Annotated in this window: 25 protein-coding genes and 2 riboswitches; of the genes, 11 read left to right on the top strand and 14 right to left on the bottom strand. The window is 66.7% G+C overall.

Going from position 1 to position 24699, the window contains the following annotated elements; translation table 11 throughout:
- Nucleotides 1-11: 11 nt before the first annotated feature.
- Nucleotides 12-287 carry a hypothetical protein gene (locus WBP07_RS12290; RefSeq protein WP_395391351.1) on the bottom strand — a complete coding sequence of 92 codons (276 nt, stop codon included), beginning with the start codon at nt 285-287 and terminating at the stop codon, nt 12-14.
- Between the two features lie 139 nt (nt 288-426).
- Between WBP07_RS12290 and WBP07_RS12295 the strand changes: the two genes are divergently transcribed.
- Complete coding sequence (locus tag WBP07_RS12295; RefSeq protein WP_395391353.1) at nt 427-822, top strand: hypothetical protein; 396 nt, start codon at nt 427-429, stop codon at nt 820-822.
- 294 nt (nt 823-1116) lie between these two features.
- Here the strand turns inward: WBP07_RS12295 and WBP07_RS12300 are convergent, their stop codons facing one another.
- Genes WBP07_RS12300 through WBP07_RS12315 form a run of 4 tightly spaced genes read right to left on the bottom strand, consistent with a single transcriptional unit; the run spans nt 1117 to nt 3930 of the window.
- Nucleotides 1117-1791: a MotE family protein gene (locus WBP07_RS12300; RefSeq protein ID WP_395391355.1), complete on the bottom strand. Its 675-nt coding sequence runs from the start codon at nt 1789-1791 to the stop codon at nt 1117-1119.
- Entirely contained in the window at nt 1788-2378 is a 591-nt protein-coding gene (locus WBP07_RS12305; protein ID WP_395391357.1) for a DUF6468 domain-containing protein, read from the bottom strand. Before WBP07_RS12305 ends, WBP07_RS12300 begins: the two co-directional genes overlap by 4 nt.
- A complete protein-coding gene (gene fliM / locus WBP07_RS12310; protein WP_395391359.1) occupies nt 2375-3394 on the bottom strand; it encodes a flagellar motor switch protein FliM in 1020 nt (339 codons plus the stop codon). The genes WBP07_RS12305 and fliM overlap by 4 nt, the downstream gene beginning before the upstream one ends.
- Nucleotides 3391-3930 carry a flagellar basal body-associated FliL family protein gene (locus WBP07_RS12315; RefSeq protein ID WP_395391361.1) on the bottom strand — a complete coding sequence of 180 codons (540 nt, stop codon included), beginning with the start codon at nt 3928-3930 and terminating at the stop codon, nt 3391-3393. Before WBP07_RS12315 ends, fliM begins: the two co-directional genes overlap by 4 nt.
- A gap of 151 nt (nt 3931-4081) precedes the next feature.
- On the opposite strand from WBP07_RS12315, the gene WBP07_RS12320 reads away from it, so the two are divergent.
- From WBP07_RS12320 to WBP07_RS12345, 6 genes are all read left to right on the top strand, one after another.
- Nucleotides 4082-4825 (top strand): flagellar hook-basal body complex protein, encoded by a 744-nt coding sequence (locus WBP07_RS12320; protein WP_395391363.1) that lies wholly within the window; start codon nt 4082-4084, stop codon nt 4823-4825.
- Between the two features lie 185 nt (nt 4826-5010).
- A complete protein-coding gene (gene flgG, locus WBP07_RS12325) occupies nt 5011-5796 on the top strand; it encodes a flagellar basal-body rod protein FlgG (RefSeq protein ID WP_395391365.1) in 786 nt (261 codons plus the stop codon).
- Between the two features lie 5 nt (nt 5797-5801).
- Nucleotides 5802-6263: a flagellar basal body P-ring formation chaperone FlgA gene (flgA, locus tag WBP07_RS12330; RefSeq protein WP_395391366.1), complete on the top strand. Its 462-nt coding sequence runs from the start codon at nt 5802-5804 to the stop codon at nt 6261-6263.
- Between the two features lie 29 nt (nt 6264-6292).
- Nucleotides 6293-7060: a flagellar basal body L-ring protein FlgH gene (gene flgH, locus WBP07_RS12335; protein ID WP_395391368.1), complete on the top strand. Its 768-nt coding sequence runs from the start codon at nt 6293-6295 to the stop codon at nt 7058-7060.
- Between the two features lie 506 nt (nt 7061-7566).
- Nucleotides 7567-8388: a flagellin gene (locus WBP07_RS12340; protein WP_395391370.1), complete on the top strand. Its 822-nt coding sequence runs from the start codon at nt 7567-7569 to the stop codon at nt 8386-8388.
- Nucleotides 8389-8601: 213 nt separating this feature from the next.
- Nucleotides 8602-10491 (top strand): methyl-accepting chemotaxis protein, encoded by a 1890-nt coding sequence (locus WBP07_RS12345; RefSeq protein ID WP_395391372.1) that lies wholly within the window; start codon nt 8602-8604, stop codon nt 10489-10491.
- A gap of 100 nt (nt 10492-10591) precedes the next feature.
- Here WBP07_RS12345 and cobU read toward each other — a convergent pair whose 3' ends face one another.
- From cobU to WBP07_RS12390, 9 genes are read right to left on the bottom strand one after another with little or no spacing between them, the layout of a single operon-like run.
- Nucleotides 10592-11098 carry a bifunctional adenosylcobinamide kinase/adenosylcobinamide-phosphate guanylyltransferase gene (gene cobU, locus WBP07_RS12350; RefSeq protein WP_395391374.1) on the bottom strand — a complete coding sequence of 169 codons (507 nt, stop codon included), beginning with the start codon at nt 11096-11098 and terminating at the stop codon, nt 10592-10594.
- Nucleotides 11095-12549, bottom strand: a complete 1455-nt coding sequence (locus WBP07_RS12355) for a cobyric acid synthase (protein ID WP_395391375.1) — start codon at nt 12547-12549, stop codon at nt 11095-11097. The genes cobU and WBP07_RS12355 overlap by 4 nt, the downstream gene beginning before the upstream one ends.
- Nucleotides 12537-13490 carry an adenosylcobinamide-phosphate synthase CbiB gene (gene cbiB / locus WBP07_RS12360; protein ID WP_395391377.1) on the bottom strand — a complete coding sequence of 318 codons (954 nt, stop codon included), beginning with the start codon at nt 13488-13490 and terminating at the stop codon, nt 12537-12539. The genes WBP07_RS12355 and cbiB overlap by 13 nt, the downstream gene beginning before the upstream one ends.
- Nucleotides 13483-14466, bottom strand: a complete 984-nt coding sequence (locus WBP07_RS12365) for a threonine-phosphate decarboxylase (protein WP_395391379.1) — start codon at nt 14464-14466, stop codon at nt 13483-13485. The genes cbiB and WBP07_RS12365 overlap by 8 nt, the downstream gene beginning before the upstream one ends.
- Nucleotides 14463-15173, bottom strand: coding sequence for an adenosylcobinamide-GDP ribazoletransferase (gene cobS, locus WBP07_RS12370; protein WP_395395788.1), 711 nt, complete (start codon nt 15171-15173; stop codon nt 14463-14465). The genes WBP07_RS12365 and cobS overlap by 4 nt, the downstream gene beginning before the upstream one ends.
- Nucleotides 15173-15757, bottom strand: a complete 585-nt coding sequence (locus WBP07_RS12375; protein ID WP_395391381.1) for a histidine phosphatase family protein — start codon at nt 15755-15757, stop codon at nt 15173-15175. The genes cobS and WBP07_RS12375 overlap by 1 nt, the downstream gene beginning before the upstream one ends.
- Nucleotides 15754-16776, bottom strand: a complete 1023-nt coding sequence (gene cobT / locus WBP07_RS12380; protein WP_395391383.1) for a nicotinate-nucleotide--dimethylbenzimidazole phosphoribosyltransferase — start codon at nt 16774-16776, stop codon at nt 15754-15756. The genes WBP07_RS12375 and cobT overlap by 4 nt, the downstream gene beginning before the upstream one ends.
- Nucleotides 16773-17192 (bottom strand): DUF1636 domain-containing protein, encoded by a 420-nt coding sequence (locus WBP07_RS12385; protein WP_395391385.1) that lies wholly within the window; start codon nt 17190-17192, stop codon nt 16773-16775. Before WBP07_RS12385 ends, cobT begins: the two co-directional genes overlap by 4 nt.
- A complete protein-coding gene (locus WBP07_RS12390; protein ID WP_395391386.1) occupies nt 17192-19123 on the bottom strand; it encodes a TonB-dependent receptor plug domain-containing protein in 1932 nt (643 codons plus the stop codon). The genes WBP07_RS12385 and WBP07_RS12390 overlap by 1 nt, the downstream gene beginning before the upstream one ends.
- Nucleotides 19124-19306: 183 nt before the next feature.
- A riboswitch (cobalamin riboswitch) is annotated at nt 19307-19514 on the bottom strand.
- Between the two features lie 83 nt (nt 19515-19597).
- A riboswitch (cobalamin riboswitch) is annotated at nt 19598-19812 on the top strand.
- A gap of 224 nt (nt 19813-20036) precedes the next feature.
- On the opposite strand from WBP07_RS12390, the gene WBP07_RS12395 reads away from it, so the two are divergent.
- The 4 genes from WBP07_RS12395 to WBP07_RS12410 all read left to right on the top strand — a co-directional run bounded on the left by WBP07_RS12395 (nt 20037) and on the right by WBP07_RS12410 (nt 24696).
- Nucleotides 20037-20633: a hypothetical protein gene (locus WBP07_RS12395; RefSeq protein WP_395391388.1), complete on the top strand. Its 597-nt coding sequence runs from the start codon at nt 20037-20039 to the stop codon at nt 20631-20633.
- The gene (locus WBP07_RS12400) at nt 20630-21958 is read left to right on the top strand and encodes a cobyrinate a,c-diamide synthase (protein ID WP_395391390.1); all 1329 of its coding nucleotides are present in this window, start codon (nt 20630-20632) and stop codon (nt 21956-21958) included. Before WBP07_RS12395 ends, WBP07_RS12400 begins: the two co-directional genes overlap by 4 nt.
- 32 nt (nt 21959-21990) lie before the next feature.
- Nucleotides 21991-23736, top strand: coding sequence for a sulfotransferase (locus tag WBP07_RS12405; RefSeq protein WP_395391391.1), 1746 nt, complete (start codon nt 21991-21993; stop codon nt 23734-23736).
- A gap of 225 nt (nt 23737-23961) precedes the next feature.
- On the top strand, nt 23962-24696 hold the full coding sequence (locus WBP07_RS12410; protein WP_395391393.1) for a GntR family transcriptional regulator: 735 nt from the start codon (nt 23962-23964) through the stop codon (nt 24694-24696).
- The last annotated feature ends 3 nt before the right edge of the window (nt 24697-24699 follow it).

Raw genomic sequence — 24699 nt, forward strand, 5'->3', positions numbered from 1 at the left:
GGATAGGGGCCTCAGATCAGGCCGGGATAGAGCAGCGATACTGTCACCAGCACGCCGCCCAGAATGCAGCCGATCACGAACAGCACCGTGGCGGCGGCGATCCACAGCAGGCTGCGGCTGGCGTCGGCGCCCTGCGCCTTGTCCTTCTCCGCGACGACGACGGGCTGCGCCGCAGCCTCATCTTCGCGCGGGCCGCCGATGTCCCCCCGTCGGCGTGCGGGTATGCCGTGCGGCCGTTCGCCGGACGACAAGACCCGGACTTTGGCCGGGCCCGTATTGCCACTCATGCTGCTTGTCCCCTGCGGCGTAAGCCAAAAAGTAACGAATTACTCCTATTATAGAGGAGCAGTCCGCATCCCGGACCCCGCTGAAATTCCCAAATCCGCCGCTTTTTTCCTGCGGACCAATACAATACCGGAGTACCGAATGCCCCGTAGCACCCTCTTTGCCATGATGGCCCTCGCCACCGCCGCGGTGGCGCCCGAGGCGACGCAGGCGGTGCCTTTCAGCCCGGCCAACCTGGTCAAGCTGGAGCAGATCGATACGCCGATCGTCGATGCCGGCCGAATCGATGGCGTGATGCACCTGCAACTGGTGGTGGAAACCGGTTCCGCCTCCACCGCCAACGACCTGTCGCAGCGGATGCCCGAACTGCGCGCCGCATCGCTGGCCGCGTCCATCGAATTCGCCCGGCTTCGCGCCTCGCCCTTCACGGCGCTGGACGTGTCCAAGCTGTCGCAGAGTTTGACCCCCGCCCTTCAGCGCGTCGATCCCGACATTTCGCGCGTGCTTATCGTGCGTGCCACCGCCTTCCGTAGCTGACCGCAGGGCGCTCTAGAGCGTTTTCCAATCAGGTGGAATCACCTGATGATTCGGAAAACGCGGCAAACCAAAATCCTGGAGCAGTTTATCCGATGCAATCGGATCGGAAACTGCTCCAGCGCCAGCGCAGACTCGCGCAATCGAAACCGGCGGGACGTCCCATCACGGGACAAAAGCTGCTGATATTAAACAGAAAAGCGTCCGCTTCCGGCTGGCGCAAAAAAGAATGGATCCGAAGCGCGGTGGCCCCGGATCCATTCCTTCATCCTGCAAACATCACTTCAACCGGCAAGATCACTTGGCGGCGGCTGTTGTCGCCCCTTGTGGCTTGCTACCGCGGGCCAGCGCCGGCGCTGCCGGTGCGGCCGCCGGTGGGCGCCCGCGCATGACCTTGCGGCCGGCCAGCGTCATGGAAAGTTCCACCGCCGCGCTGGGCGTCATGTAGGACATGATCTGCGCGGTGACCGAATCGCGCATGCGGCGGGCCACTTGCGCCTGCACTTCCAGGTCCAGCTTTTCGAAGATCGGCGCAGCGCGCTGCGGCTTCATGCGCTGGTAGATCTGCGCCAGGGTGTCGTAAGGCACCTCTGGCTGGTCCGCGCCGGGCTGGCCGGGACGGGCCTGCGCCCCCGGATCGGGCTGCCCCTGCTGCTGCTGGCCCTGAAGCTGGCCGGCCAACCGGGTTTCCCCGGCCCGCACGGCCTGCTCGCGCATTTCCAGCTTGCGCCGTTCGGCCGCCGCATCGCGATCGCGCTTGCCCAGCGCATCCTGCAAGGAGGTGCCGAGGCGGCCCGAAGAGGCCCCTGCGCTATCGCTGCTGGGCGCGGCCAGTGCCATGGCATTGGCCACGGCGGCCACCCCGGCGACGCCCAGCATCAGCCGCGAAGGCTGTGCCAGGCTCCGCAAGGCGTTCAGCGCCCTGACCTTTGCCGTCACCGGCATCGGCAGATTGGCCGACATTGCGGTCATGCGGCGGCGCGCTTGCGGCGGGCCGACGGGTGCATGACGATCTCGGCCGAGATTTCCTTGGCCTCTGCCACGGCGGCGGCGATGGCGGCTTCCACGCCGTCCTCGGCGGCAGCGGCGATCTTCGGCGTCACGACCTTGGGCTTCACGGTCCGCGTGCGGGTCTTGCGGGCACCGCCACGGGTGGACGTACGCTTCGCCGCGACCTTCTCCTCGGCAGCGTCATCGGCCACGACATCGGCCTTGGCGGCAGGCTTGCGGGCGGTCTTCTTGGCCACCGACTGCTGGTTCGCCGCAACGATACGGTCCGCCACGGCATTGCCGATGCTGACCATGTCGGCCAGTTCGTCGCGCATGGCTTCGGCATCGGCGATCGTGCGGGCCTGCGCCATGCCATCGGTGGCCAGAACGCGCTTCAGTTCGCCCAGCACGGCGCGGGCCTGTGCGGTCGCGCGTTCAAGGCTGGCAACGCCTTCGGTCAGCGGCGCGTTGCGAAACGCGCGCATGCGGCGGTCGATCCGCCAGCCCTGCACCATCACGGCGGAGCAGAGCGGGATCAGCGTGAAGTTGATCATGGTGGCAGTGTTCACTTCGGATACCCCCTTGAGATGTCGTTCGCCATGCGCACGGCGATGTTTCTGGAACGCTGCCCGATATGCGCGAGGCCCAGCGGGACACCGCCACACTGGACCTGAAGCGCATCGTTCGGGCTTTGACTGAAAGCTATGGTCTCACCGACCTTGAGGTTCATGACGTCGCGCAGCGACATCTGCTTCTCACCCAGAACCACGTCGACGGTGACTTCGGTCTGGGAAAGTTCACTGGCCATGTGCGCCGCCCACATGCGATCGCGGCCGAGTTTTTCGCCCATGAAGCGTTGCAGCAGCTTGTTGCGCACCGGCTCTATGGTTGCATAAGGCAGCAGCACGCTGAACTTGCCGCCGCGCCCTTCCATGTCGACACGGAAGGTCGCGACCGCGGCGATGTTGCTGGGCCCGGCGATGGCGGCAAAGCGCGGGCTGGATTCCATGCGCTCCACCTGCATCGTTACCGGCTCGATCGCCTCGAACGATTGCGACAGGTCATCCAGCGCCAGCTGCACCATGCGCGAAACCAGCATGGTCTCGATCGTGGTGAAGGCGCGGCCTTCCACGCGCATCGGCTTGTTGCCCTTGCGCCCGCCCAGCAGGGCATCGACCACTGCATAGATCAGGCTCGATTCCACGGTGACGACGCCGTAGTTTTCCCACTCGGTCACCTGGAACACGCCGAACATGGCAGGCAGAGCCACCCGGTTCATGAACTCGCCGAAGCGGGTGGAGGTGATTTCCTCCAGGCTGACGTCGATCGCGTCGGACGTAAGATTGCGCATGCTGGTCGCGAACGTGCGCACCATGCGCTCGCACACCACTTCCAGCATCGGCAGCCGTTCGTGGCTGATGACGTTGGATTCGATGACCGCCTTCAGGCCGCTCTTGGTCTGCGTGGGCGCATCGGCGTCGAAGCCGAACAGCGCATCGATGCCGGCCTGATCGAAAGTGTCGCCTACCATATCCTCCATCTTGGGAGGATCCGGCAGCAGGAAGTCGTCGAAATCGTCGTTCATTGCTGGATCAGGTCCTGAATGAGCACGTCGCTGACCATGCCGGGGCCCAGTGCCTGGGTGGAACGGCGCAGCATCTCTTCCTTGATGCGGAACACCGCCGCCGACCCATCAAGGTCGTCCGGGCGCAGTTCGCGCAGGAAGGGCTGAAGCGCGTCCAGCACCAGCGGCAGCTTTTCCTTCACCGCGTCCGCCTTGGAATCGTCCGCGGCGACAAGGATGAAGCGCAGCTTCAGGAAGCGCGCCGAAGCATCGCTGCCGCGCAGGTTCACCACCATCGACGGCACTTCGACATAGGATGCCTTGCCAGGCTTCGCTTCGCCCGAGCCGCCTTCCGCCGATACGCTTTCGCTGGCGTGGCCGCCGCTGCTGCTGCCGCCGGCGAACTTGGTATAGCCGTAATAGCCCGCTCCGCCGCCGATCAGCAGCACGGCCACCGCCGCGCCGATCACGATCATGCGCTTGCGCGACGGCTTGCTCGACAGATTGCTTTCTGCCGCATCGACAGGCGCAACGTCGATGATCTCTTCGTCCGACACTTTCGAACCCCCTTGGCTCCTCGCGTAGCGGCGCGGAAATCGAAATCCTCGATGCCGACCGCATTCGCGTTTTCGCCTCTATTATAGGAGGGCCAAGCGGCAAATTCTGCCGAGTGCCGAAAACCGCTAACTTTTTCTCGAGGTGCCGGAAATGGACGTTTCCTCCTTCGTTCTGCTAAGCCACGAGCAGGCCCTGCGTCGCCAGCTCGACATCGTTGCCAACAACATGGCGAACACCAGCACGGTGGGCTACAAGCGCGAACAGGCGTTGTTTCATGAATATGTAGAGACCGCGCAGGACGCCCCGGTGGACGATGCCCGCAAGACGTCGTTCGTGCTAGACTTCGGCACCGTGCACGACGCCGCGCAGGGTGCGTTCCAGGCCACCGGCAACAATCTGGACGTGATGATCGACGGGCCCGGCTACCTCAACGTGGAAAGCCCGGACGGCGGCGTTGTCTATACGCGCGCGGGATTCATCAAGGTTCTGCAGAACGGCGACCTTGCCACTTCCGGCGGGCAGCGCCTGCTGGATGAGAACGGCCGCCCGATCAACGTGCCCACCGACGAACAGAGCCGCCTGACGATCGCGGAAGACGGCACCGTGATGGGTGCCAACGGCCCGCTCGGCCGCCTGGCGGTGACCACGTTCGGCAACGAGAGCACGGTCGACCCGCGCGGCGACGGCCTGCTGACCGGCACCGGCGGCACCATGCTGACGCAAGGCCAGACCAAGCTGAAGACCGGCGGCGTCGAAGGTTCGAACGTGGAGCCGATCACCGAGACCACGCACATGGTGGAGATCCTGCGCTCCTACCAGACCAGCCAGCGCCTCTCCGCCGATCTTGCCGACATGCGCAAGAAGGCGATCGACCGCCTCAGCAAGGTGGGTTGAGGCATGTCTGATCCGAAATCCGCCTGAAGGCGGATTTCGGGTTCGGCACCGGCCCTCTCCCCCACCCGACCTCCCTGATCCTACCCCGTAGGGGAGATCGGGTGGGGGAGAGGGCCGGCGCCGAAGCAGAAACGAAGTCCCGTTTTTTAACTCAGTTTCCCGGCCCATTTCATCAAGGAGCCATCATGCGTTCGCTCTCCATTGCCTCTACCGGCATGCTTGCCCAGCAGACCAACGTCGATGTCATCTCGAACAACATCGCCAACATGAACACCACCGCGTTCAAACGTCAGCGCGCCGAATTCCAGGACCTGCTCTACCAGCAGGTGTCGCGCCCCGGCGCCACCACCAGCTCGGACGGCACCCAGGTCCCCACCGGCATTCAGCTCGGCGCAGGCGTGAAGACCGGCGGCATCTACCGCATCACCGAACAGGGCGCGCTGACCAACACCGGCAACACCTATGACATGGCGGTCGACGGCCAAGGCTACTTCCAGATCATGCTGCCCTCGGGCGATCTGGCCTATACCCGCGCCGGCTCGTTCCAGCTTTCGGACCAGGGCGAACTCGTCACCACCGACGGTTATCGCGTGCAGCCGAACATCACGATCCCGCAGGGCGCCACCAGCGTTTCGGTGTCGAAGAGCGGCGAAGTGCAGGTAAAGCTGGACGGCCAGACCGACATGCAGACCGTCGGCCAGCTCGAACTGGCGACCTTCGTGAACGAGGCCGGCCTCGAAGCCATCGGTTCGAACATGTACCTCGAAACCGGCGCCTCGGGCCAGCCCACCGTCTCGACCCCAGGCGAGCCGGGCTTCGGCACGCTCAGCCAGGGCTTCGTGGAAGCGTCGAACGTCAACCCGGTCTCGGAAATCACCTCGCTGATCACCGCCCAGCGCGCCTACGAGATGAACAGCCGCGTGCTGAAGACCGCCGACGAAATGCTCCAGACCTCCACGCAGACGGGCTGAAGATCATGACCGCCGCGATCCTGCTCATGCTAGCGGCGGCGGCTCCGGCCGCCGCCCACAACGCCGCAACGCCGGCTGCGCCCGCCACGATCCAGGCGCCCGTCCTGGCGCGTACGGTCGAGCGGGGAGAGAAGCTGGCCGCCGGGGACTTCACCCGGGGGCCGGTCTCCCCCAATGCCGCGCGCGGCATGCTGGCCCCGGCCGAGGCGGCCGGGCAGGAAGCGACGCATCGGATCATGGCAGGCGCCCCCGTGCGCGCCACCGATGTCGCCCAGCCGCGCGTAGTGCGGCGGGGAGAGGCGGTGACGATCTCGTTCGCCACCGGCGCGCTGAAGATCACCTCCGCCGGCCGCGCGATGAGCGATGCCGGCCGGGGCGAACCGGTCCGCGTGTTCAACACCGCCACGGGCCGCACGCTCGACGGCGTGGCCGACGCCCCCGGCCAGGTCAGCATCCCGGTCCACTGAGGCCTGAGAGAAGCCAGGATTTTTCGATCATGAAATCGACTTATACCCGCCTCATTCCTGTCCTCATGGCAGCGACCTTGCTGTCCGGCTGCGGGGCCGTCGGCCGCCTGAAGAACGTGGGCAAGGCGCCGAAGATGAGCGACGCCGAAGCGCCTGTCGCCCCGCGCGTCGAACCGTCGATCGGCAACCAGGGCATCGCCGATCGCGGCGCGGTGGACGATCCGGCGCTGGCCGAAGGGCAACGCGGCGCATCGCTGTTCCGCACCGGGGCGGGCGCCTTCTTCCACGACCAGCGCGCCTCGCGCGTGGGCGACATCGTGACGATCCGCATCAACATCGCGGACAACGCCCAGGTCGACAATTCCACCACGCGCACGCGCGACGGCAAGGAAACCGCCGGCGTCGCCGCGCTGCTGGGCCTTGAAAAGCACATCAAGACGGTGACCGGCACCGACCCATCGGCACTGACCGACACCAGCTCCTCCTCCAGCGCCGTGGGCGTGGGCAAGACCGCGCGCAGCGAACAGATCAACATGACCATCGCCGCATCGGTGGTGGGCGTGCTGCCCAACGGCAACCTGCAGATCCGCGGTCGCCAGGAAGTGCGCGTGAACTACGAATTGCGCGAACTGGTCGTCACCGGCGTGATCCGTCCGGAAGACATCGCCCGCGACAACTCGATCAAGCATTCGCAGATCGCCGACGCCCGCATCAGCTACGGCGGACGCGGCCAGCTGACCGACGCGCAGCAGGCGCGCTGGGGCCAGCAGATCTACGACGCGCTGTTCCCGTTCTGATGATGGGGGCGGTATCGCCGCCCCCGCATCCGAACTTCGGCAAATCGAACGCATGGAATGCAGTTCGAACGTGTAGAGCAACTCTACCGCATCGAAGTGCCGTCATCCCCGCGAAGGCGGGGGGCGACGAAAAGTTAAACCGATCCAGTATCGCTTGAGCCGACCAGAATAATCTTCCGAGAGCAGTCGAGCAGTCTCTCTCGTACCGAAGGGGTGTCGCCGCAAGGCGGCGCCCCTTTCCCGTTTTTGGCCCCGTTTCTGGCCCCATTTCTGACTCCGCATCCAGCCGCGGCATCACCCAGCAACTGGCTCCGTTTCGGCACGCCGCCATTGCCAACCCGGCAAATTTTGCCGCCCCATCAAATAAATAGCATGGCGCGCAACGGTCATGCCGAACGCCTTCCTAGAAGACTCATGCGAGCCTGAAGAAACAGGACCGTACGCGGGCCGGCGTATTCCGGTCCAGGCCGCAGAACCGGCCTCAACATTCTAGAAGGAATGAAACAATGGCGTTTTCCGTCAACACCAATGCCGGCGCAATGGCTGCTCTGCAGTCGCTGAATGCTACCAACCGTTCCATGGAAACCACCCAGAGCCGCATCAACACCGGTCTGAACGTTGCTTCGACCAAGGATGACTCGGCCAAGTACACCGTCGCGCAGACCCTGCGTGGCGACCAGGGTGGTCTGACCGCAGTTACCTCGTCGCTCAACAACGCTAAGTCGACTGTTGACGTCGCGGTTTCGGGCGCTGAGCAGATCTCGGACCTCATCAACGACATGAAGTCCAAGGCCTACGAAGCGGCTTCGGCCACGGACGATGGCACGATCAAGGCACTGCAGAAGGACTATGACGGTCTCAAGTCGCAGATCGATTCGATCATCAAGTCGTCGAACTTCAACGGCGTCAACCTGATCGACGGCGGCCACGGCTCGGTCAGTTCGCTGCAGACCCTGGACACCAGCAACCTGCTTCAGGTTGACCACCAGGACATCGGCGGCCTGGGTATCTCGGCCCTCAACGGCTCGGCAGACCTTACCAACGCCACGACAGCCGGCGCCACCGTCTCCACGCTTGACGATATCTCCGACAAGCTCAACGACGTGCTCAGCACCCTCGGTGCGAAGTCGCGTCAGATCGACGGTCAGCTTTCGTTCACCAGCAACCTCAGCGACGTGATCGAAACCGGCATCGGTAACCTCGTCGACGCGGACCTCGCGAAGGAATCGGCCAAGCTTCAGTCGCTCCAGGTGCAGCAGCAGCTGGGCGTCCAGGCTCTGTCGATCGCCAACCAGGCGCCGCAGACGATCCTGTCGCTCTTCAAGTAAGAGAGACCGGCGGCCTTTCAGCCCCCAAGCAGAAGGCCGGAACGTCATGGAGGCCAGGGTGGTTCGCCACCCTGGCCTCTTTTTCGTTCGGAATGAATGGCCGCGTGCGGAGACAAATCCCCACAAATGGCGGCCGGTGGGCTCTGTCATCCTATAATATTTATGGCGCGCCGATGGCAGACCGCCCCCCTTCAAGCTGGAATTGGACCTAAGATGCTTGATTCACTCAATAACTGGCGGTTGCCCAAAAAGCTGCTGGCCGCCTTTGCTCTTCTCGGCATCATGCTCGGTGCTGTGGGACTCAACGGATTTCTTTCGACCCGCGAACTGAATACAATCGCGCAGACGCACGTTAAGCGCGGCGTCGGCGGCATGTCTGCGCTTGCCGACGTCATCAGCAACGTCAAGGAACTGCGCATCATCGTCTACAGCTACTACAATGCTGCCGACGCTGAGGATGCCGACAAGCTGCGCGACCGTCTGAAGGCCGGCAACGAGGCCCTGCTCAAGTCGATCGACGATTTCGACGCGGTTGCCGACGATTCCCTGAATCCGGAAGTCTCCGAAATGCGCCGGCAGGCGCAGGAACTGGCCAAGGTCAACGATCACGTCTTCGAACTGCGCACCAAGGGCGATTTCCCCGGCGCGATGGCCGCGATCAAGAAGGAAGGCAAAGCCGCCTCGCACGATACCATCGCGCAGGCGCAGAAGCTGATCGACCTGATGCGCCAGCGCACCGCGCAGAAGGCCGCCGAAGGCGAAGCCACCGCCGATACCGCGATCACGCTTGCCGTCGGCCTTGCCAGCTTGGGCATCGTCACCATCGTGCTCGTCTGGCTGGCGATCAACCGCTCGGTCGCGGTGCCGATGGGCCGCATCGCCGAAGTGACCACGACGCTGGCCGAAGGCGGCCGGGCCGAAGTGCCCTACCGCGAACGCGGCGATGAAATCGGTGAGATCGCCGAAGCCGTCGAACAGTTCCGCGTCGCCGCCGAAGCCCGCGCCAAGATCGACGCCCAGCATGCGCAGGAGCAGGAAGTGGTCACCTCCACCCTGCGCTCCAGCCTGCAGGCGATCAGCGAAGGCGATCTGACCCAGTCGATCACCGCCGATTTCCCGCCCGCCTATGCCGAGCTGAAGAACAACTTCAACCTGGCCGTCGGCGCGCTGCGCGATCTGATCGGCGCGGTCACCGAAAGCGCCCATGCCATCCGCACGGGTTCGAGCGAAATCGCCCAGGCTTCGGAAGACCTGGCCCGCCGCACCGAAAGCAATGCGGCCAGCCTTGAGGAAACTTCCGCCGCGATCACCCAGATGGACGAGCGTCTGCGCGTCACCGCCACCGCCGCCGGCCGCACCGTGCAGCGCGCGGACGGCGCGATGGGCGTGGTCGAATCCGGCCGCTCGATCGCCGACGAAGCCGTCCAGGCGATGGGCCGCGTCAGCGAAAGCGCCAAGGGCATCGACTCGGTGATCGAAGGGCTCGACAAGATCGCCTTCCAGACCCGCGTCCTCGCCATGAACGCCGCTGTCGAGGCAGGCCGTGCGGGCGATGCCGGCCGCGGTTTCGCGGTCGTCGCCGATCTCGTCTCCGCGCTCGCCATGCGCTCGGAAGAAGAAGCCAAGCGCGCCCGTGAGCAGCTGACCGCAACGCAGACCGACATCGGCACCGCCGTGCAGGCCGTGCAGCGCGTCGACGGCGCCCTGCAGAACATCTCGGGCGACGTGACCGAAGTGCACACGCTGCTGAGTGACATCGCCACCGACAACCAGGCGCAGTCCTCCACGATCACGCAGATCAGCGCGGCGATCGGCACGATGGATCAGGCCACCCAGCAGAACGCGGCGATGGTGGAGGAAACCTCCGCCGCCGCGCGCAACCTCAACAGCGAAGTGACCGCCCTGTCGGACCGCGCCGCGATGTTCCGCGTGGGCAACGAAGTGCGTTCCTACTCGGCACGCCCGGCACCCGCTCAGGCACCCGCACCGGCGCCGCGCGCGGTACCCGCTGCCATCACCACCAGCCAGCTTGCCCCCAAGCCCGCACCGGCGCGCACCATCGCGCTGGCGACCGGCCAGGACGACGACTGGATGGATTTCTGACGAGCTAACCCGGAACCCGGCCGATCCTTGCGCAAGCGGGGCTAGGCCTGGTTCAGACCTGAGGGGGCTGCCCATCCGCGGGCGGCCCCTTTTTTGTGCGCTACTTCAGGCGGAGCGGCAGCCCGGCGGCAACGAACACGACGTTGTCGGCCACCGCAGCGATATGCTGGTTCAACCGCCCCGCCTCATCGCGAAAGGCCCGGCCCAGCGGGGTTTCGGGCACCAGGCCCAGCCCGACCTCATTAGCCACCAGCGCCAGCGGCACCGGACAGTCCGCAACGGCACGGCCCAATGCCTCGAACTGCGCGGGCAGCGGCACGTCGGCCAGCATCAGATTGGACAGCCAGAGCGTCAGGCAATCGACCAGCACGGCATCCGCCTCCGCCGCCGCGCGCGCGATGGCGCCGACCAGATCGTGCGGCGCCTCGATGGTGGACCAGCGCGGGCCGCGCTCCTCGCGGTGGCGGGCGATCCGCGCTTCCATCTCGTCGTCCAGCGCCTCGCCGGTGGCGACATAGGCAAGGCGGCCCGAAACGGCCTCGATCACCCCCTCCGCATGGCGGCTCTTGCCGGAACGGGCCCCGCCCAGAATGAAAGTGCTGGTCATGGGCGATACTCCGTCAAGGCAAGGAGGCCGTCGATGTCGAGATGCTCCTCCATCGCGGCGGCGAGTTCATCCAGCGCGGCATCGACTTCGGCATGATGGTCGCGCCGGTCGCTCGCGATGCCGAGGCGGGCGAGCAGTTCGGCACGCAAGTCGGTAGAGGCGAGCAAGCCGTGACAATAGGTTCCGACCACGCGGCCGGCCGGATCGATGGCGCCATCGGGGCGGCCACCCTCCAGCGTCGCGAATGGGACGCTCGTGTCGCGTTCAGTGACGCCTAGGTGCATCTCGTAACCGGTGAAGTTCACGCCGAAAGCCGTGCCCGAAACCTCGCGCAGCGCCTTGGTGGAGCCAAGCACTGTCGTCACGTCCAACAAGCCCAAGCCCGCCATTTCGCCCGGCGCACCCTCGATCCCGAGCGGGTCGGCGATCGACTTGCCCAGCATCTGATAGCCGCCGCAGATGCCCAGGATCATGCCGCCACGCCGATGGTGCGCCAGCACGTCGATGTCCCACCCCTCGGCCCGAATGAAGGCGAGATCGGCCATCGTCGCCTTGGAACCGGGAAGCACGATCAGTGCGGCTTCGGCGGGGATCGGCGTGCCCGGCGGAATCGTCGCCACCTCCACGCCGCTCTCCTGTCGCAGCGGATCGAGATCGTCGAAATTGGCGATGCGCGGCAGGATCGGGCAGGCGACCAGCAGCTTGCCGGAAGTGCCACCCAGCCCGCGTTCCAGCACCACCGCGTCCTCACTGGGCAATCGGCCGACCGCGCTCTGCCAGGGCAGCACGCCATAGCCGCGCCAGCCCGAACGCTGCTCGATCGCGGCATAGCCATCGGCGAACAGCGCCGGATCGCCGCGGAACTTGTTGATCAGGAAACCCCGGATCTGCGCGGCATCCTCCGGATCGATCACCGCGCGGGTGCCGACGAGCGAGGCGATCACGCCGCCCCGGTCGATATCGCCGATCAGCACCACGGGCACGTCCGCCTCCCGCGCAAAACCCATGTTGGCGATGTCGCCGGCGCGCAAGTTGATCTCCGCCGGGGAGCCCGCGCCTTCCACCACCACAAGGTCGCAGCGCGCTTCCAACCGGCGATAGCTGGCCATGACCTCGGGCAGCAGCGTGCGCCGCGCCTCGCGGAAATTCGCGCTTCCCAAAGTGCCGCGCACTTGCCCGTGGACCACGAGTTGCGAGGTGCGATCGGCCTGCGGCTTCAACAGTACCGGGTTCATGTCGACATGCAGCGGCACGCGCGCCGCCAAAGCCTGAAGCGCCTGCGCACGGCCGATTTCGCCGCCTTCGGGAGTGACTGCCGCGTTGTTGGACATGTTCTGCGGCTTGAACGGCAGCACCCGCAGCCCCCGGTTGGCCAGCGCGCGGCACAGCCCGGCCACCACCACGGACTTGCCGACGTCCGAGCCGGTTCCCTGCAACATCAAGCCAGCCATGATACTCCCAACACTGCCATTCCCGCCGCCAACAGCCCCAGCAGAACCCAGGCGCGTCGATAGATCGCCAAGGCTCGCCGCAAGTCCGCCGCACCGGCTTGGCCGCCCTCCTTCCCGATCCACGGCTTGTCCGCAAGTTCGCCATCGTAGATGACCGGCCCCGCCAGCCGCACGCCCAGAGCCCCCGCCATGGCCGCCTCCGGCCAGCCGGCATTGGGCGAGGCGTGGCGGCCATGGTCACGCGCCATGACGCGCCAGCCGCGCCCAGCGGCAAGGCACAGCACCACGCCCGAGAGCCGCGCCGGGATCAGGTTCGCCAGATCGTCGATCCGCGCCGCCGCCCAGCCATAGGCGCGGAGTGGCTCCTCCGGGTGGCCGATCAGACTGTCGGCCGTGTTGATCGCCTTGTAGGCCCAGACGCCCGGTAGCCCGCCGACGAGCAGCCAGAACAGCGGCGCGACCACGCCGTCGCAGAAGCTTTCGGCCAAGCTCTCGATCGCCGCCCGCGCGACGCCGGTTTCATCAAGCTGGGCCGTCTCGCGCCCCACGATCATGCCGACGCATCGGCGCGCCGCACCGAGATCGTGCGCTTCCAGCGCCGCAAGAACCGGCCGGACATGATCGTCCAGACTCCGCGCCGCTAGCGCCGGCCATGCCAACAGCGCCAGCACGACCCAGCCGAAAGCCCCCATCGCCGCACCGACTGCGCGCTCGATCAAGAGCCCCCCGGCAATCACCGCGCCGATCAGAACCAGCATCGCGGCAAGCCCTGCCACGCGGCGGACCGGCGCGGACCACTCAGGGCGATTCAACGCGCGTTCGCAGGCGCCGATCGCTTTCGCGAACAGGCCGACCGGATGGCCGATCCACGCATGAAGACGAGACGGCCAGCCAAGCGCTGCCTCCAGCGCCAGTGCCGCGAAGGCGACCGATTCAACCATGGCCCAGCGCGGCATCGAGCCGGGCGAGCGCCGCCTCCTCCGCCGGGACGCCGAAGCGCAGCCAGTCGGGAAATTGCTCGAACGGGCGTACCAGAATATGCGCGCGGCCGAGCCGTTCGAAGACCTCGCCCGCCGCGCAGCCGGTGACCAACCGAAATAAGGGGCAGCTTCCCTGCGGTTCCAGGCCGTGCCGGCGCAAGATCCGGTCCATGCGTTCCACATGAAGCGGAAGCGCCTGCCGGGTCTCCGCGATCCAGTCGGCATCGGCATAGGCGCGCGTACCGATGGCCAGCGCGCCGGCATGAATCGGCCAACTTCCCATCGCCTGACGCAGCGCCGCCAGCACGTGCGCCGGCCCCAGCACGAAGCCCAGCCGCACCCCGGCAAGGCCGAAGAACTTCCCGAAAGAGCGTAGCACCAGCAGCCTGCCGGTCGCGGTGACGGCACCGGCCACGCTGGCATCGGCCCGGCAATCACCAAAAGCCTCGTCAACAATCAGCCAGCCGCCTTGCCGTTCGATCTGCGCGGACCAGCCCAGCACATCGCCCGGGCTTCGCAGCACGCCGTCCGGATTGTTCGGATTGGCCATCACGACAACCTCGCGCTCCTGCGGCTCCTCACCGAAATGGGCCGGGCGGGACTGCGCGAAAGCCTCCAGATGGCTGCGATAGGCTGGCACCAGCGCGCGGCCCGGAAGGTCCAGCAGGCGGGCCAACTGGCGCAGCGCCGCCTCGCTGCCGGGTACCGCGCAGCACAATGCCGGATCGACGCCGAAGTGCCGCGCTGCCACCGATTCCAGCACCGTCAGCGCCTCGGGATCGGGCAAGGCATGCCAGTCGGGCATGAGGTCCGCCGGGACCGGCCATGGGCGGGGATTGAGCCCGGTCGACAGGTCCAGCCAGTCGTCCACCGCGCCGCCGAACAGCCGCGCCGCTTCGGCCACCCGGCCGCCATGGTGAAGGAATTGCCCGATCACAGCAGCACCAGCGCGGCGAGCAAGGCCGTCTCGACCAGTTCGATACCCGCACCGTGGCCATCGCCGGAAATGCCGCCGATGCGGCTCTGGAGCCACCAGCCCCAGATCGGCATGGCCAGAAACAGCACGAGAAGTGGCGAGGCGACCAGCAATCCGGCCGCCGCCGCAAGGATGCACCAGCACGCCACCAGCGGCCAGCCGACCGCGCGGCGGAAGCGGCTGCCCAGCCCCTCGTGCAGCGGCGGCAGCACCAGCGTCCATGCCAGCGGGCCAACCCGCGCGCAGATCGGCACCAGCAGCAGGGCCCAGACTTGCCCGGGAACAAGCGCATGCAGCAGCACCAGCTTGGCGATCAGTTGCAGGACGATGGCGACCACGCCGAAGCTGCCGATATGCGGATCGGCCAGCACAGCGGAAAGCCGCTCGCGGTCCTTATGCGCTGCGCCCGCGGCATCGGCAATGTCGCCCAATCCATCGAGGTGGAGCGCGCCGGTCATCGCCACCCAGGCGATCAGGCCGATCAGCGCCGCGCCCCAGTCGCCGCCCGCTTTCGCGCCCAGCCACCATGGCCCGGCAACTGCCGCGCCGACCACCCCGCCCGCCAGCGGAAACCAGCGGATCGATTTTACGAAGTCATCCTCGGTCGCGCGCACCGCCGGCAGCGGCAGGCGAGTCATGAACTGAAGCGCCAGGACGACTTGCCGGATCATGGACTGCCCCGATCGAGCGCCACGATTTGCGCGGCGGGCATCCGTCCACCCGTTTCCGGCCAGAGCCGCAGGCTGAGCAACGCCGTGTAGCCAAGTTCGAAGGCCCAGACCTGCCGGTGATCGAAGCCGAACAGCACCGAAAGCACGGCGCGCATGGTGCCGGCATGGGTAATCACCAAACTGGAACGGTCCAGCCCGAGTAGCGCATCGGTAACCCGCGCGCGCAATTGCGACCAGCGTTCGCCGCCGGGCGGCGCGCAAGCATCCGGGTCCTCCCAGAAGCGCGCCTGCACCGCTGGATCCAGCTGTTGCGGAGCCAGTCCATCCCACTCGCCGAAATCCAGTTCGCGCCAGCGCCGGTCCGCCCGTTGGGGCAGCTTGCGCACGTCCGCGATCTGCCGGGCCGGAACGCGGGCGCGCGAAAGGTCCGAACTCAGCACTTGCGCGAATTCCAGCCCATCGGTGCGGACCACGCATTGCGCCACGCCCGTGGGCAGCGGCGGATCGTCGCGATGGCCGAGCAGCAGGCCCGGTTCACGCGGCGCGCCGTGGCGCATCAGGTGCAGCAGGATGCCGTTCACGCAGCGCCCTTGCCGGCCACGGCCGCTTCGGCGAACGTCGCCATGCCGGCGTGGGCAGCCAGTGCCGATCGCACGATCTGTGCCGCCACCGCCGCGCCCGATCCTTCGCCCAGCCGCATGCCCAGATGGAGCAGCGGATCGAGGCTCAGCTTTTCCAGCAGGCGCACGTGTCCCGCCTCGGCAGAGCAGTGCGCGGCCAGGCAATGTGCCAGAAACGCGGCGTTGTCCGCCAGCAGCGGCGCCATCGCGGCGCAGCAGATGAAGCCATCCAGCAGGACCGGAATGCGCAAGTGCCGCGCGGCCAGCACCGCGCCGGCCATCGCTGCGACCTCGCGCCCGCCAAGCCGGCGCAGCGTCTCGAACGCATCGGTGCAATCGGCCCCGTGCAGCGCCAGCGCCGCCGCGACGGCATCTGCCTTTCGGGCAACGCCTTCGTCATCGAGCCCGGTACCGCGCCCGGTCCAGTCGCGCGGGTTGCCGCCGAAGACTTGCGCCGAAAGCGCGGCGGCGGGCGTGGTGTTGCCGATGCCCATCTCGCCCACGAACAGCAGGTCCGTATCGGGCCGGACGGTGGCCGCGCCGATGTTCAGCGCGGCAAGGCAATCGGCCTCGCTCATCGCCGGTTCGCTGGTGATGTCGCCGGTCGGCCGGTCAAGGTCGATGGGAACGACCGAAAGTTCGGCGCCGCAGGCTGCGGTCAGCGCATTGATCGCCGCCCCGCCGGCCCGGAAGTTCGCCACCATCTGATGCGTGACTTCGGGCGGAAAGGCGCTGACCCCGCGCGTGGCGACGCCGTGGTTGCCGGCGAAGACCATGGCGCGGATACGCTCTGCTACCGGCTTCTCACGCCCTTGCCAGCCGGCCATGAACACCGCGATCTCCTCCAGCCGGCCCAGCGAGCCGGCCGGCTTGGTCAGTTCCGCCTGTCGCTGCGTGGCCGCCTCCAGCGCCGCCGCATCGGGCGCGGGAAGATCGGCAAGGGCGGCAGCAAAGGCAGCCCTGTCGGCAAACTGGATCATGTGCAGATAAACCCTTCGGGCGGAGTACGGGTAATGAAGTGGCCTTTCACGCCATCGGGCCACTGGCGATAGGGCACCTGCCCCTCCTCGCTGGCGGCATGGCGCACGGCATATTCCAGGATCGCACGCGCAGCTTCCTCGCCCGGCACGAAATCGCCGAGCACATAGCCCAGCTTGCCCGGCCCGCGGACGTGGACAGTGCAATGGCGCTGGCAAGCGAACAGGCAGGGCATTTCCTGCACCGAAACGCCCTGCAACTCAGGCTCGGCCGCCTGCACATCGCGCATCGCTTCGGCGAGCAGCGCGCCGCCGCGCTGCTCGCTTCCGTCCTTGCCGATGCCCTCGCGCGCTTCGGCCGAGAGCCGGCAGGTGTTGCAAACCACCACCGACGGCCCCGGCTCAACCGCGCGCAGCATCAGAACTGGCTCCGGATGCCGAGGTAGACGGTGCGGCCCAGCTGCGAATAACCGGCAACCGTCTCATAGTCCTTGTCGGTCAGGTTCTCGATCCGGCCCTGGAGCATCAGCCCGGGCATGACCTGCCACTGCGCGCGCAGATCCAGCAGCCAGTAATCGTCCAGCTTGGCGGTGCCGGTGGCGGCGTTGTAGCTCTCACCCGAATAGCGCGCGGCCACACTGGCGCGAATGCCCTGCGGCAGGTCCACGCCGCCCTCGATATTGGCAAGGTGGCGCGGCACGCGCTGAAGCTGGCGGCCATAGGCGCTGCTGTCCGGCGTGCGGTCTTCCGCTTCGATCAGGCTGTAGTTGCCGTCCACGAACAACACCTTCCACTTGGCCGAGGCGGCCAGTTCCAGCCCCTGCGCGTGGGCCTTGCGAACGTTGGCGTAATAGCCGAAGCGCGTGGTGTCCGTGCCGGGGATGTAGCAGATATCGGGCAGCGTGCCGGTGAACGGGCAATAGGAAAAGTCGATCAGGTTGCGCGTATCGCGCTGGAACCACGTGGCCGAAACGTGCAGCAGTTCGCCCAGGTTGTGCTCCGCGCCCACTTCCCAGCCCTTGGCCTTTTCGGGCTTGAGATCGGACACGCCGTAGTCGCTGAACAGCTGGTAGAGAGAGGGCGCCTTGTAGCCTTCGTCATAGCTGGCGCGCAGCACCGTCTTTCCCTCGTTCGGGGTATAGGCCGCGCCCGCGCTGAACACGGTGTTGCCGCCGAAGCGCGACTGGTGATCGTACCGCGCGCCGCCGTTGACGGTGAGGCCGGTGAACGGGCTGACGCGCAGTTCGCCGTAGACGCTGTTGGTGCTCACCTTGTGGGGCGTCGCGGTATAAAGCGCGGTGCTGTCATCGGGCGACGCCGTGGTCATGCGCTGCTCCTCCCGCTCCGCGCCGAACACGGCCTGTATCGCTTCGGAAAAGCTATAGGTGCCCTGGTATTCGAAGCGGCGCACACGGCCATGCGCGTCAAACGTGATCTGACGAACTTCGCGCGTCGGATCGTAGTTGGCGCGATCGGTCTCGGTCTGGGTCACCGCCACGCGATTGGCAAGCTTGCCGTCCAGCAGCGCGAAGTTCAGGCCCGCATAGCCGGACCATTCCTTGGTGCGCCCAAATTCCGAAGAATCCGCGTTGTAGCCGTCAAAATCGTTGCGCGAATTCGACCAGTATCCGCGCAGGTCGAGCGAGACGCCCGGCGCCACGCGCACGGTCATCGTGCCGCTGGCGGAAGAGCGGGTGAAGCCATCCGCCTCCGTCCCCTTATCCCACGCGGAAATGCCGTCGGTGGTGAAGCGGGAGGCGGAAACGCGCCAGTCGATCGCGTCGGACGTGCCGCCAAGCCCAGCGCGGGCATTGACGGTGTCATGCGTGCCGGCCTCTACCGCGAAGCTGCCTTCCAGCGGCTGGGTCGGCTTGCGGGTGGTAACGTTGACGACGCCGCCGATGGCATCGCTGCCCCACAGGATCGACTGCGGGCCGCGCAGGATCTCGATACGGTCGATATCGTCGGTGAAGAGCGTGGAATAGCTGTAGCCGCCCGCAGTCGAGGACGCATCGGCCAGCCGCATGCCGTCGATCACCATCACCGATTGTCCGGCATCGGCGCCGCGAATGCGCAGACTGGTCGTGGTGCCATAGCCACCGTTGCGCGAAAGGCTGATGCCCGGCGTACGCAACAGCACGTCGGTCACCGCGATGGGCTGGGCGGCGACGATCTGCGCTTCGTCCAGAACGGTGATCGTCTCCGCCACCCGGTCAGCATCTACCGGGGTACGCAGTGCGGTGACGACGATGCCGTCTCCTCCGGTATCGGCGGCTTCCTCGGCATGGGCGGTGGCGGCAAACAGGGCCAGCGTCAGTGGGCTGGCGGCGGCGAGAATGCGGTACTTCATCGTATTTCCTTCGAAACAGTCGTCGAAGCCCCGGCGGTTCGGCATCTGGACGAAGGACTTGTGCGAAGCGCCCCGGCAAGCCGGTCGACAGGCGACGTCCCCCAAACAGGCCCCTCTCCGGCGGAGCGATGGCTGTCGTTGCGCGAGGAAACACCCCCGTTCACCCGGCACACCCTGTCCGGACGAAGAACGACCGCGACGGGCAGGTCTCCTGGCTCGCGGGTCGGTGCCGTTCCAGCCGCCTTCTCAGAACCTTCGCCAAACGATGACTTGGGCTCCAATGGCGTAATGGCCGGATGGCTCGCCGCTTACAGTTGCAGGGGCAGCCCGGGTCTTTCACCCGAGTTCCCTTTTCATCCCCTCGCGAGGAACCTGTCGCAGCGCGGCAACTATCGTGCGGGCAAGCGGCTGGCAAGTGGGCGATGCTTGCGCGGGCATCGTGGCATGCGCTTGCGCGTCAGGACGATGTGCCATAGTCACGCCCCCGCAAAGGGTGCCCGCAAGGGCTTAATCGGGAAGTCCGGAACTGCGGGGAATATTCGCGGAACAAGCCGGCACTGCTCCCGCAACTGTAACCGGGGATGCGCCCCGCCGACAAAGCCATTGGGGCCGCAAGGCTTTCGAGAAGGCGGCGGAAAGGCGCGACGATCCGGGAAGTCAGGAAACCGGCCCTTCGCCGTCGTTCCTTCGCGCGGGCGGGATGTACCGGGCGGACGAGGGCATGGCCCCGCGATGGGGCACCCTTGGCAAGACGACACGCCACATGTCGCGTCGAAGGGAGCCTGCAAGAGTGACACCGATCCACTGATGCACTCGCCAGGGCGATATCGGCCCTGGCCGCATGTTCCTGCAGGCGCGGCCTCGCCCCCGCGCCGACGCACTGCCTCTTCGTCCGCCAGGGAGACCACCCGCCATGCACGATGCCAAGCCGCCTTTCGCCCGCCTCGACTTCCGCGTGTTCGCAGCCCTTGCCGCGCTGATGCTGGTGACGCGCAGCCATTCGCTGAGCCATGTGGTTCACTTGCCCGATACCGACCTTGCCAGCTTCTTCGTGCTCGGCTTCTTCGTACGGCGGGTCTCCGCCTTTGCCGCGCTTTTCGCGCTGGGCTTCGCCATCGACCTGGTGGTCATCACCGTGCTGGGCGGATCGGGTTTCTGCTTCACGCCGGCGTACTGGATGCTGCTGCCCGCGCACGGCGTGCTGTGGCTGGCCGGCCGCTTCGCCGCCGCACACTGGGGCGATCGCCTTGCCGCCCTGCCCGCAATCGCCGCGCTGCTGGTGGCGGCCAGCTTCGCATCGTACCTCCTGTCCAGCGGCGGGTTCTATTTCCTCAGCGGCCATTTTCCCGACGCATCGCTGGCGGGTTTCCTGCCCCGCATTGCGCGCTATTTCGCCGGCAACCTGCTCGCCACGCTGCTGTGGTCGGGCGTGGCCGCCGCGCTCTGGGCGCTGATCGTAACCGCGCGGCCGGCTCTGCGCGCCGAACTGCATCGCAGCATCGCGCGATGACCGCCTGCCCCGCGCTGCTGATAGCCGCGCCCGCCTCCGGCCAGGGCAAGACGCTGGTGACCGCCGCACTCGCCCGGCGCCATGTCCGTGCGGGGCGCCGCGTGCGCGTGTTCAAATGCGGGCCGGACTTCCTCGATCCCATGGTGCTCGAAGCCGCCAGCGGCGCGCCGGTCTGCCAGCTCGACCTCTTCATGGTGGGTGAAGAGGGATGCCGCGCCCTGCTGCACGCCGCCGCGCAGGAGGCAGACCTGATCCTGGTGGAAGGCGTCATGGGCCTGCATGACGGCACCCCTTCCGCCGCCGACCTTGCCATCCGCTTCGGCCTGCCGGTGATGGCTGTGGTCGACGGATCGTCGATGGCGCAGACGTTCGGTGCGCTGGTCCACGGCCTTGCCACCTATCGGCCGGGCGTGAACCTTGCCGCCGTGCTAGCGAACCGCGTGGGCAGCGCGCGCCACGCCGAACTGCTGGAGCAAAGCGTGCCCGCCGGCATCCGCTGGCTCGGCGCGCTGGGGCGCGATCAGGCAATCGGATTGCCCGAACGCCACCTGGGGTTGGTGCAGGCGGGCGAAGTGGGCGACCTTGCCGCACGGCTGGACCGCGCCGCCGACATGCTGCCGGAAAACGCGCTGTGGTTGCCGGAGCCGGTGCATTTCTCGGAAGCCGCCGCCGACCATCCTGTTCCCTCGCTGGAAGGCTTGACCATCGCCGTTGCCCGCGATGCCGCCTTCGCCTTCATCTACCCCGCCAACGTGGCCTTCCTCGAAAAAGCGGGCGCGCAAGTACGGTACTTCTCGCCACTGGACGACGAAGCTCTGCCGCCGTGCGACGCGCTCTGGCTGCCCGGCGGCTATCCCGAACTCCATCTTGGTCGCCTTGCCGCGAATGCCACCATGCTGGCCTCCATCCGCGCGCATCATGAAGCCGGCCGGCCGATCCTGGCCGAATGCGGCGGCATGCTCTACGCCTGCCAGTCTCTGGACGACGGGAAAGGCGCGAAAGAGGACGGGGGCAAGCGCGCCGACCTGCTCGGCCTGCTTCCCGCCCGCGCGACGATGCAACCGCGCCTTGCCGCACTGGGCATGCAGGAAGTTGAGATCGAAGGGCAAAGCGTGCGTGGGCACACCTTCCACTATTCCACGCTGGAAACCGATCTGCCGCCGATTGCCCACGCCCGTACACCCGATGGCCGCCCCGGGGAGCGCGTTTTTCGGCTCGGTTCATTGGTCTCCAGCTACATGCATCTCTATTTCGCCTCAGGGCCGAAACTGACTGCCGCACTTTTCGACGCAACCGCGCCAAAACGAGACTTAAAGCCCGGTTGACACTTTCGCACACAAGTCGCCTAAGCGAATGCATGTCCGCCGATATGCAGACCATAACCGCCGCCCGTCAGGCGCTTTCCTCCGGCGATTTCGCGCGTGCCGAAACACTGGCGGAATCGGCCCGCGCCGTGCCCGCACTGGCGCTGGACGCCATCGAAGTTCTGGCCCTGACGGCAAAGGCGCACGGCGCTGGCGATCGCTATGAAGCGCTGCTGCGCGAAGCCGCGACCATGGCCCCGGAACGCACATGGCCGCGCGACCAACTGGCCGAATGGCTGCACGAAACCGGCCGCCTGGGCGAGGCTGAGGCGGTTCTGCGTGAGACGCTGAACCTCCAGCCGGAAAATGCCAATGCGCAGATGCGGCTGGGCACCATGCTGAGCGAGCGGGACGAACTGGTCGAAGGTGCGGGGCATCTGGAAGCTGCCATCCGCATCATCGGGCCGCATCCGCAGCTGCTGACCGATCTGGGCCGCAACCTTCAGCGTCAGGGCCTGCTGGAAGAGGCGGCGCCGATGCTGGCCGACGCGGCGCGGGCGATGCCGGATGCGCTGGCCCCGCTGGCCTGGCTGGCCGAACTGGAGGAACAGGCCGGCCGCTTCGACCGCGCCGCCGCCCTGCTCGACCGGGCAGAAGTGCTGGCGCTGCGTCAAGGCACCGATATCACGCTGCAACGCGTGGCGCTGCTGTCGTGCACCGAGCAGTGGGCGAAGGGCCTTTCGATGCTGGATGCCGAACCGGAACCCTGCGGCGCGGGGCTGCTGCTGCGCGGCCGGTTGCGTGATCGGGCCGGGCGCAAGGCGGAGGCCTGGGAGGATTTCGTCGCCGGCAAGGCGGCGCTGGCTGCCACCGCAAGCCGCACCTATCCGGCGCGCGCCGTGGGCGAACTGATCCAGCAATGGCAGGACTTCTTCACCGGCGATCGTTTCGTGGAGTTCACCCCCGCGCCGCGCCGCAAGGGCGTGCCGCAGCCGGTCTTCGTGCTGGGCTTCCCGCGATCGGGAACCATGCTGACCGAGCAGGTGCTAGCGAGCCATTCGCAAGTCCGCGCGGGCGGTGAATTGCCGTTCGGCCGCGAACTGGCGGAAAAGGCGGCGGCACTGACGGCAGGCGCCTTCCCGCGCCATCCCGGGAAAGTTACCGAGGAGCAGCGCGAAGCACTGGGAACGCAGCTTCGCGATCACTACCTCGCGCGCGCCGAACGCTATGGCCTGCTGCGCGGCGAAGCCTCGTTCTTCACCGACAGGATGCCGCTGAACGAGCTGTACCTGCCGCTGCTGCAACTGGCCTTCCCGCAATCGCCGGTAGTTGTGGTGGGCCGCGACCCGCGCGACGTGATGGTCTCGGCAATGAGCCACGATTTCACGCATGGCTTCTCCTGCGGCTATCGGATCGAGGATCTGGCCCTGCACTATGCGCGAATGGATGCCCTTACCGCGCACTGGCTGGACGAGCTGCCCGTGCCGGCACACGAGCTGGCCTACGAGCACTTCATCGCCGATCAGGAGGTGGAGACGGAGGAACTGATGGCATGGCTGGGCCTTGACGCCGAGCCGGCGCAGCTTGCCTTCCACACGCTGGCCCACCACGCCCCCACGCCCAGCCATCCGCCGGTGCGGGAACCACTGGACCGCCGCTCGATCCAGCGTTGGAAGGGCTATGCGACGGAACTGGCCCCGGTATTCCCTGTGCTGGCAAACGCCGTCGAGCGCAGCGGCTATGCCGCTTCCGGCAGCCCCGACGCAAGCGCAGATACCCGGGGCCCAACGGTCAACTGACCCACGACTGATCCCCGCCGGCGGCGCAGCACCATGCGCGCGCCGAACTATGGATGCCGCCTTCCCTCGATCACTGCCACTGCCGCCGCGAAGACGCGTTGCGCGCGAAATTGGTAGCAATTTTGCAATACCAAAACTTTACTATTCTCTTCATGCGGGATTTTTGGTATTCAAATGGCATTGACGATTGCCCTGAGCGCAAGGCATCGGATGGAGACTGCAAACATGTTCGTTGATCGCGTCGGCCGGCTTTCGGAGGGCGATACGGCCCCGCTGTACCGACAATTCCAGCGCCTTCTGCGCGATGCAATCGAACGCGACGTGCTCGTGCCTGACGAGGCGCTGCCGCCAGAGCGCGACCTTGCCGCCGCCTACAACCTCTCCCGCGTCACCGTGCGCAAGGCATTGGATGGGCTGGTGGAAGCCCGCATGCTCACCCGCCGCCAGGGCGCCGGCACCTTCGTGGCCGCCCGCCTGGAAAAGAACTTCGCGGCGATCTCCTCCTTCACGGAAGACATGCTCGCACGCGGCCGCGCGCCGCATAGCGAGTGGCTTTCGCGCGTCGAATCGGTAGTCTCGCCCGAAGAGGCGATGGCGCTGGGGCTCAGCCCGGGCAGCACGGTCTATCGCTTCACCCGCATCCGCTATGCCGACGGTATCTCTATGGCGCTGGAATCGGCAACGGTGCCGTCCTCCTCGCTCCCTTCGCCGGAGGCGGTAGAGGATTCGCTTTACGATGCCCTGGGCGACGATCGCCCGGTGCGCGTGCTGCAGCGCTTCCGTGCAGTGCTGTTCACCAACGAGCAGGCCGCGCTGCTCAAGATTCCGAAAAACTCGCCGGGCCTTGCCATCGAACGCCGCGGCTTCAATGCCGATGGGCGGACGGTGGAATTCACCCGGTCCTGGTATCGCGGCGACGCTTACGACTTCGTCGCCGAACTCAACGTGCCTCCCGCCTGATTG

This window comes from Novosphingobium oxfordense (assembly GCF_044029435.1).
GTDB lineage: Bacteria > Pseudomonadota > Alphaproteobacteria > Sphingomonadales > Sphingomonadaceae > Novosphingobium.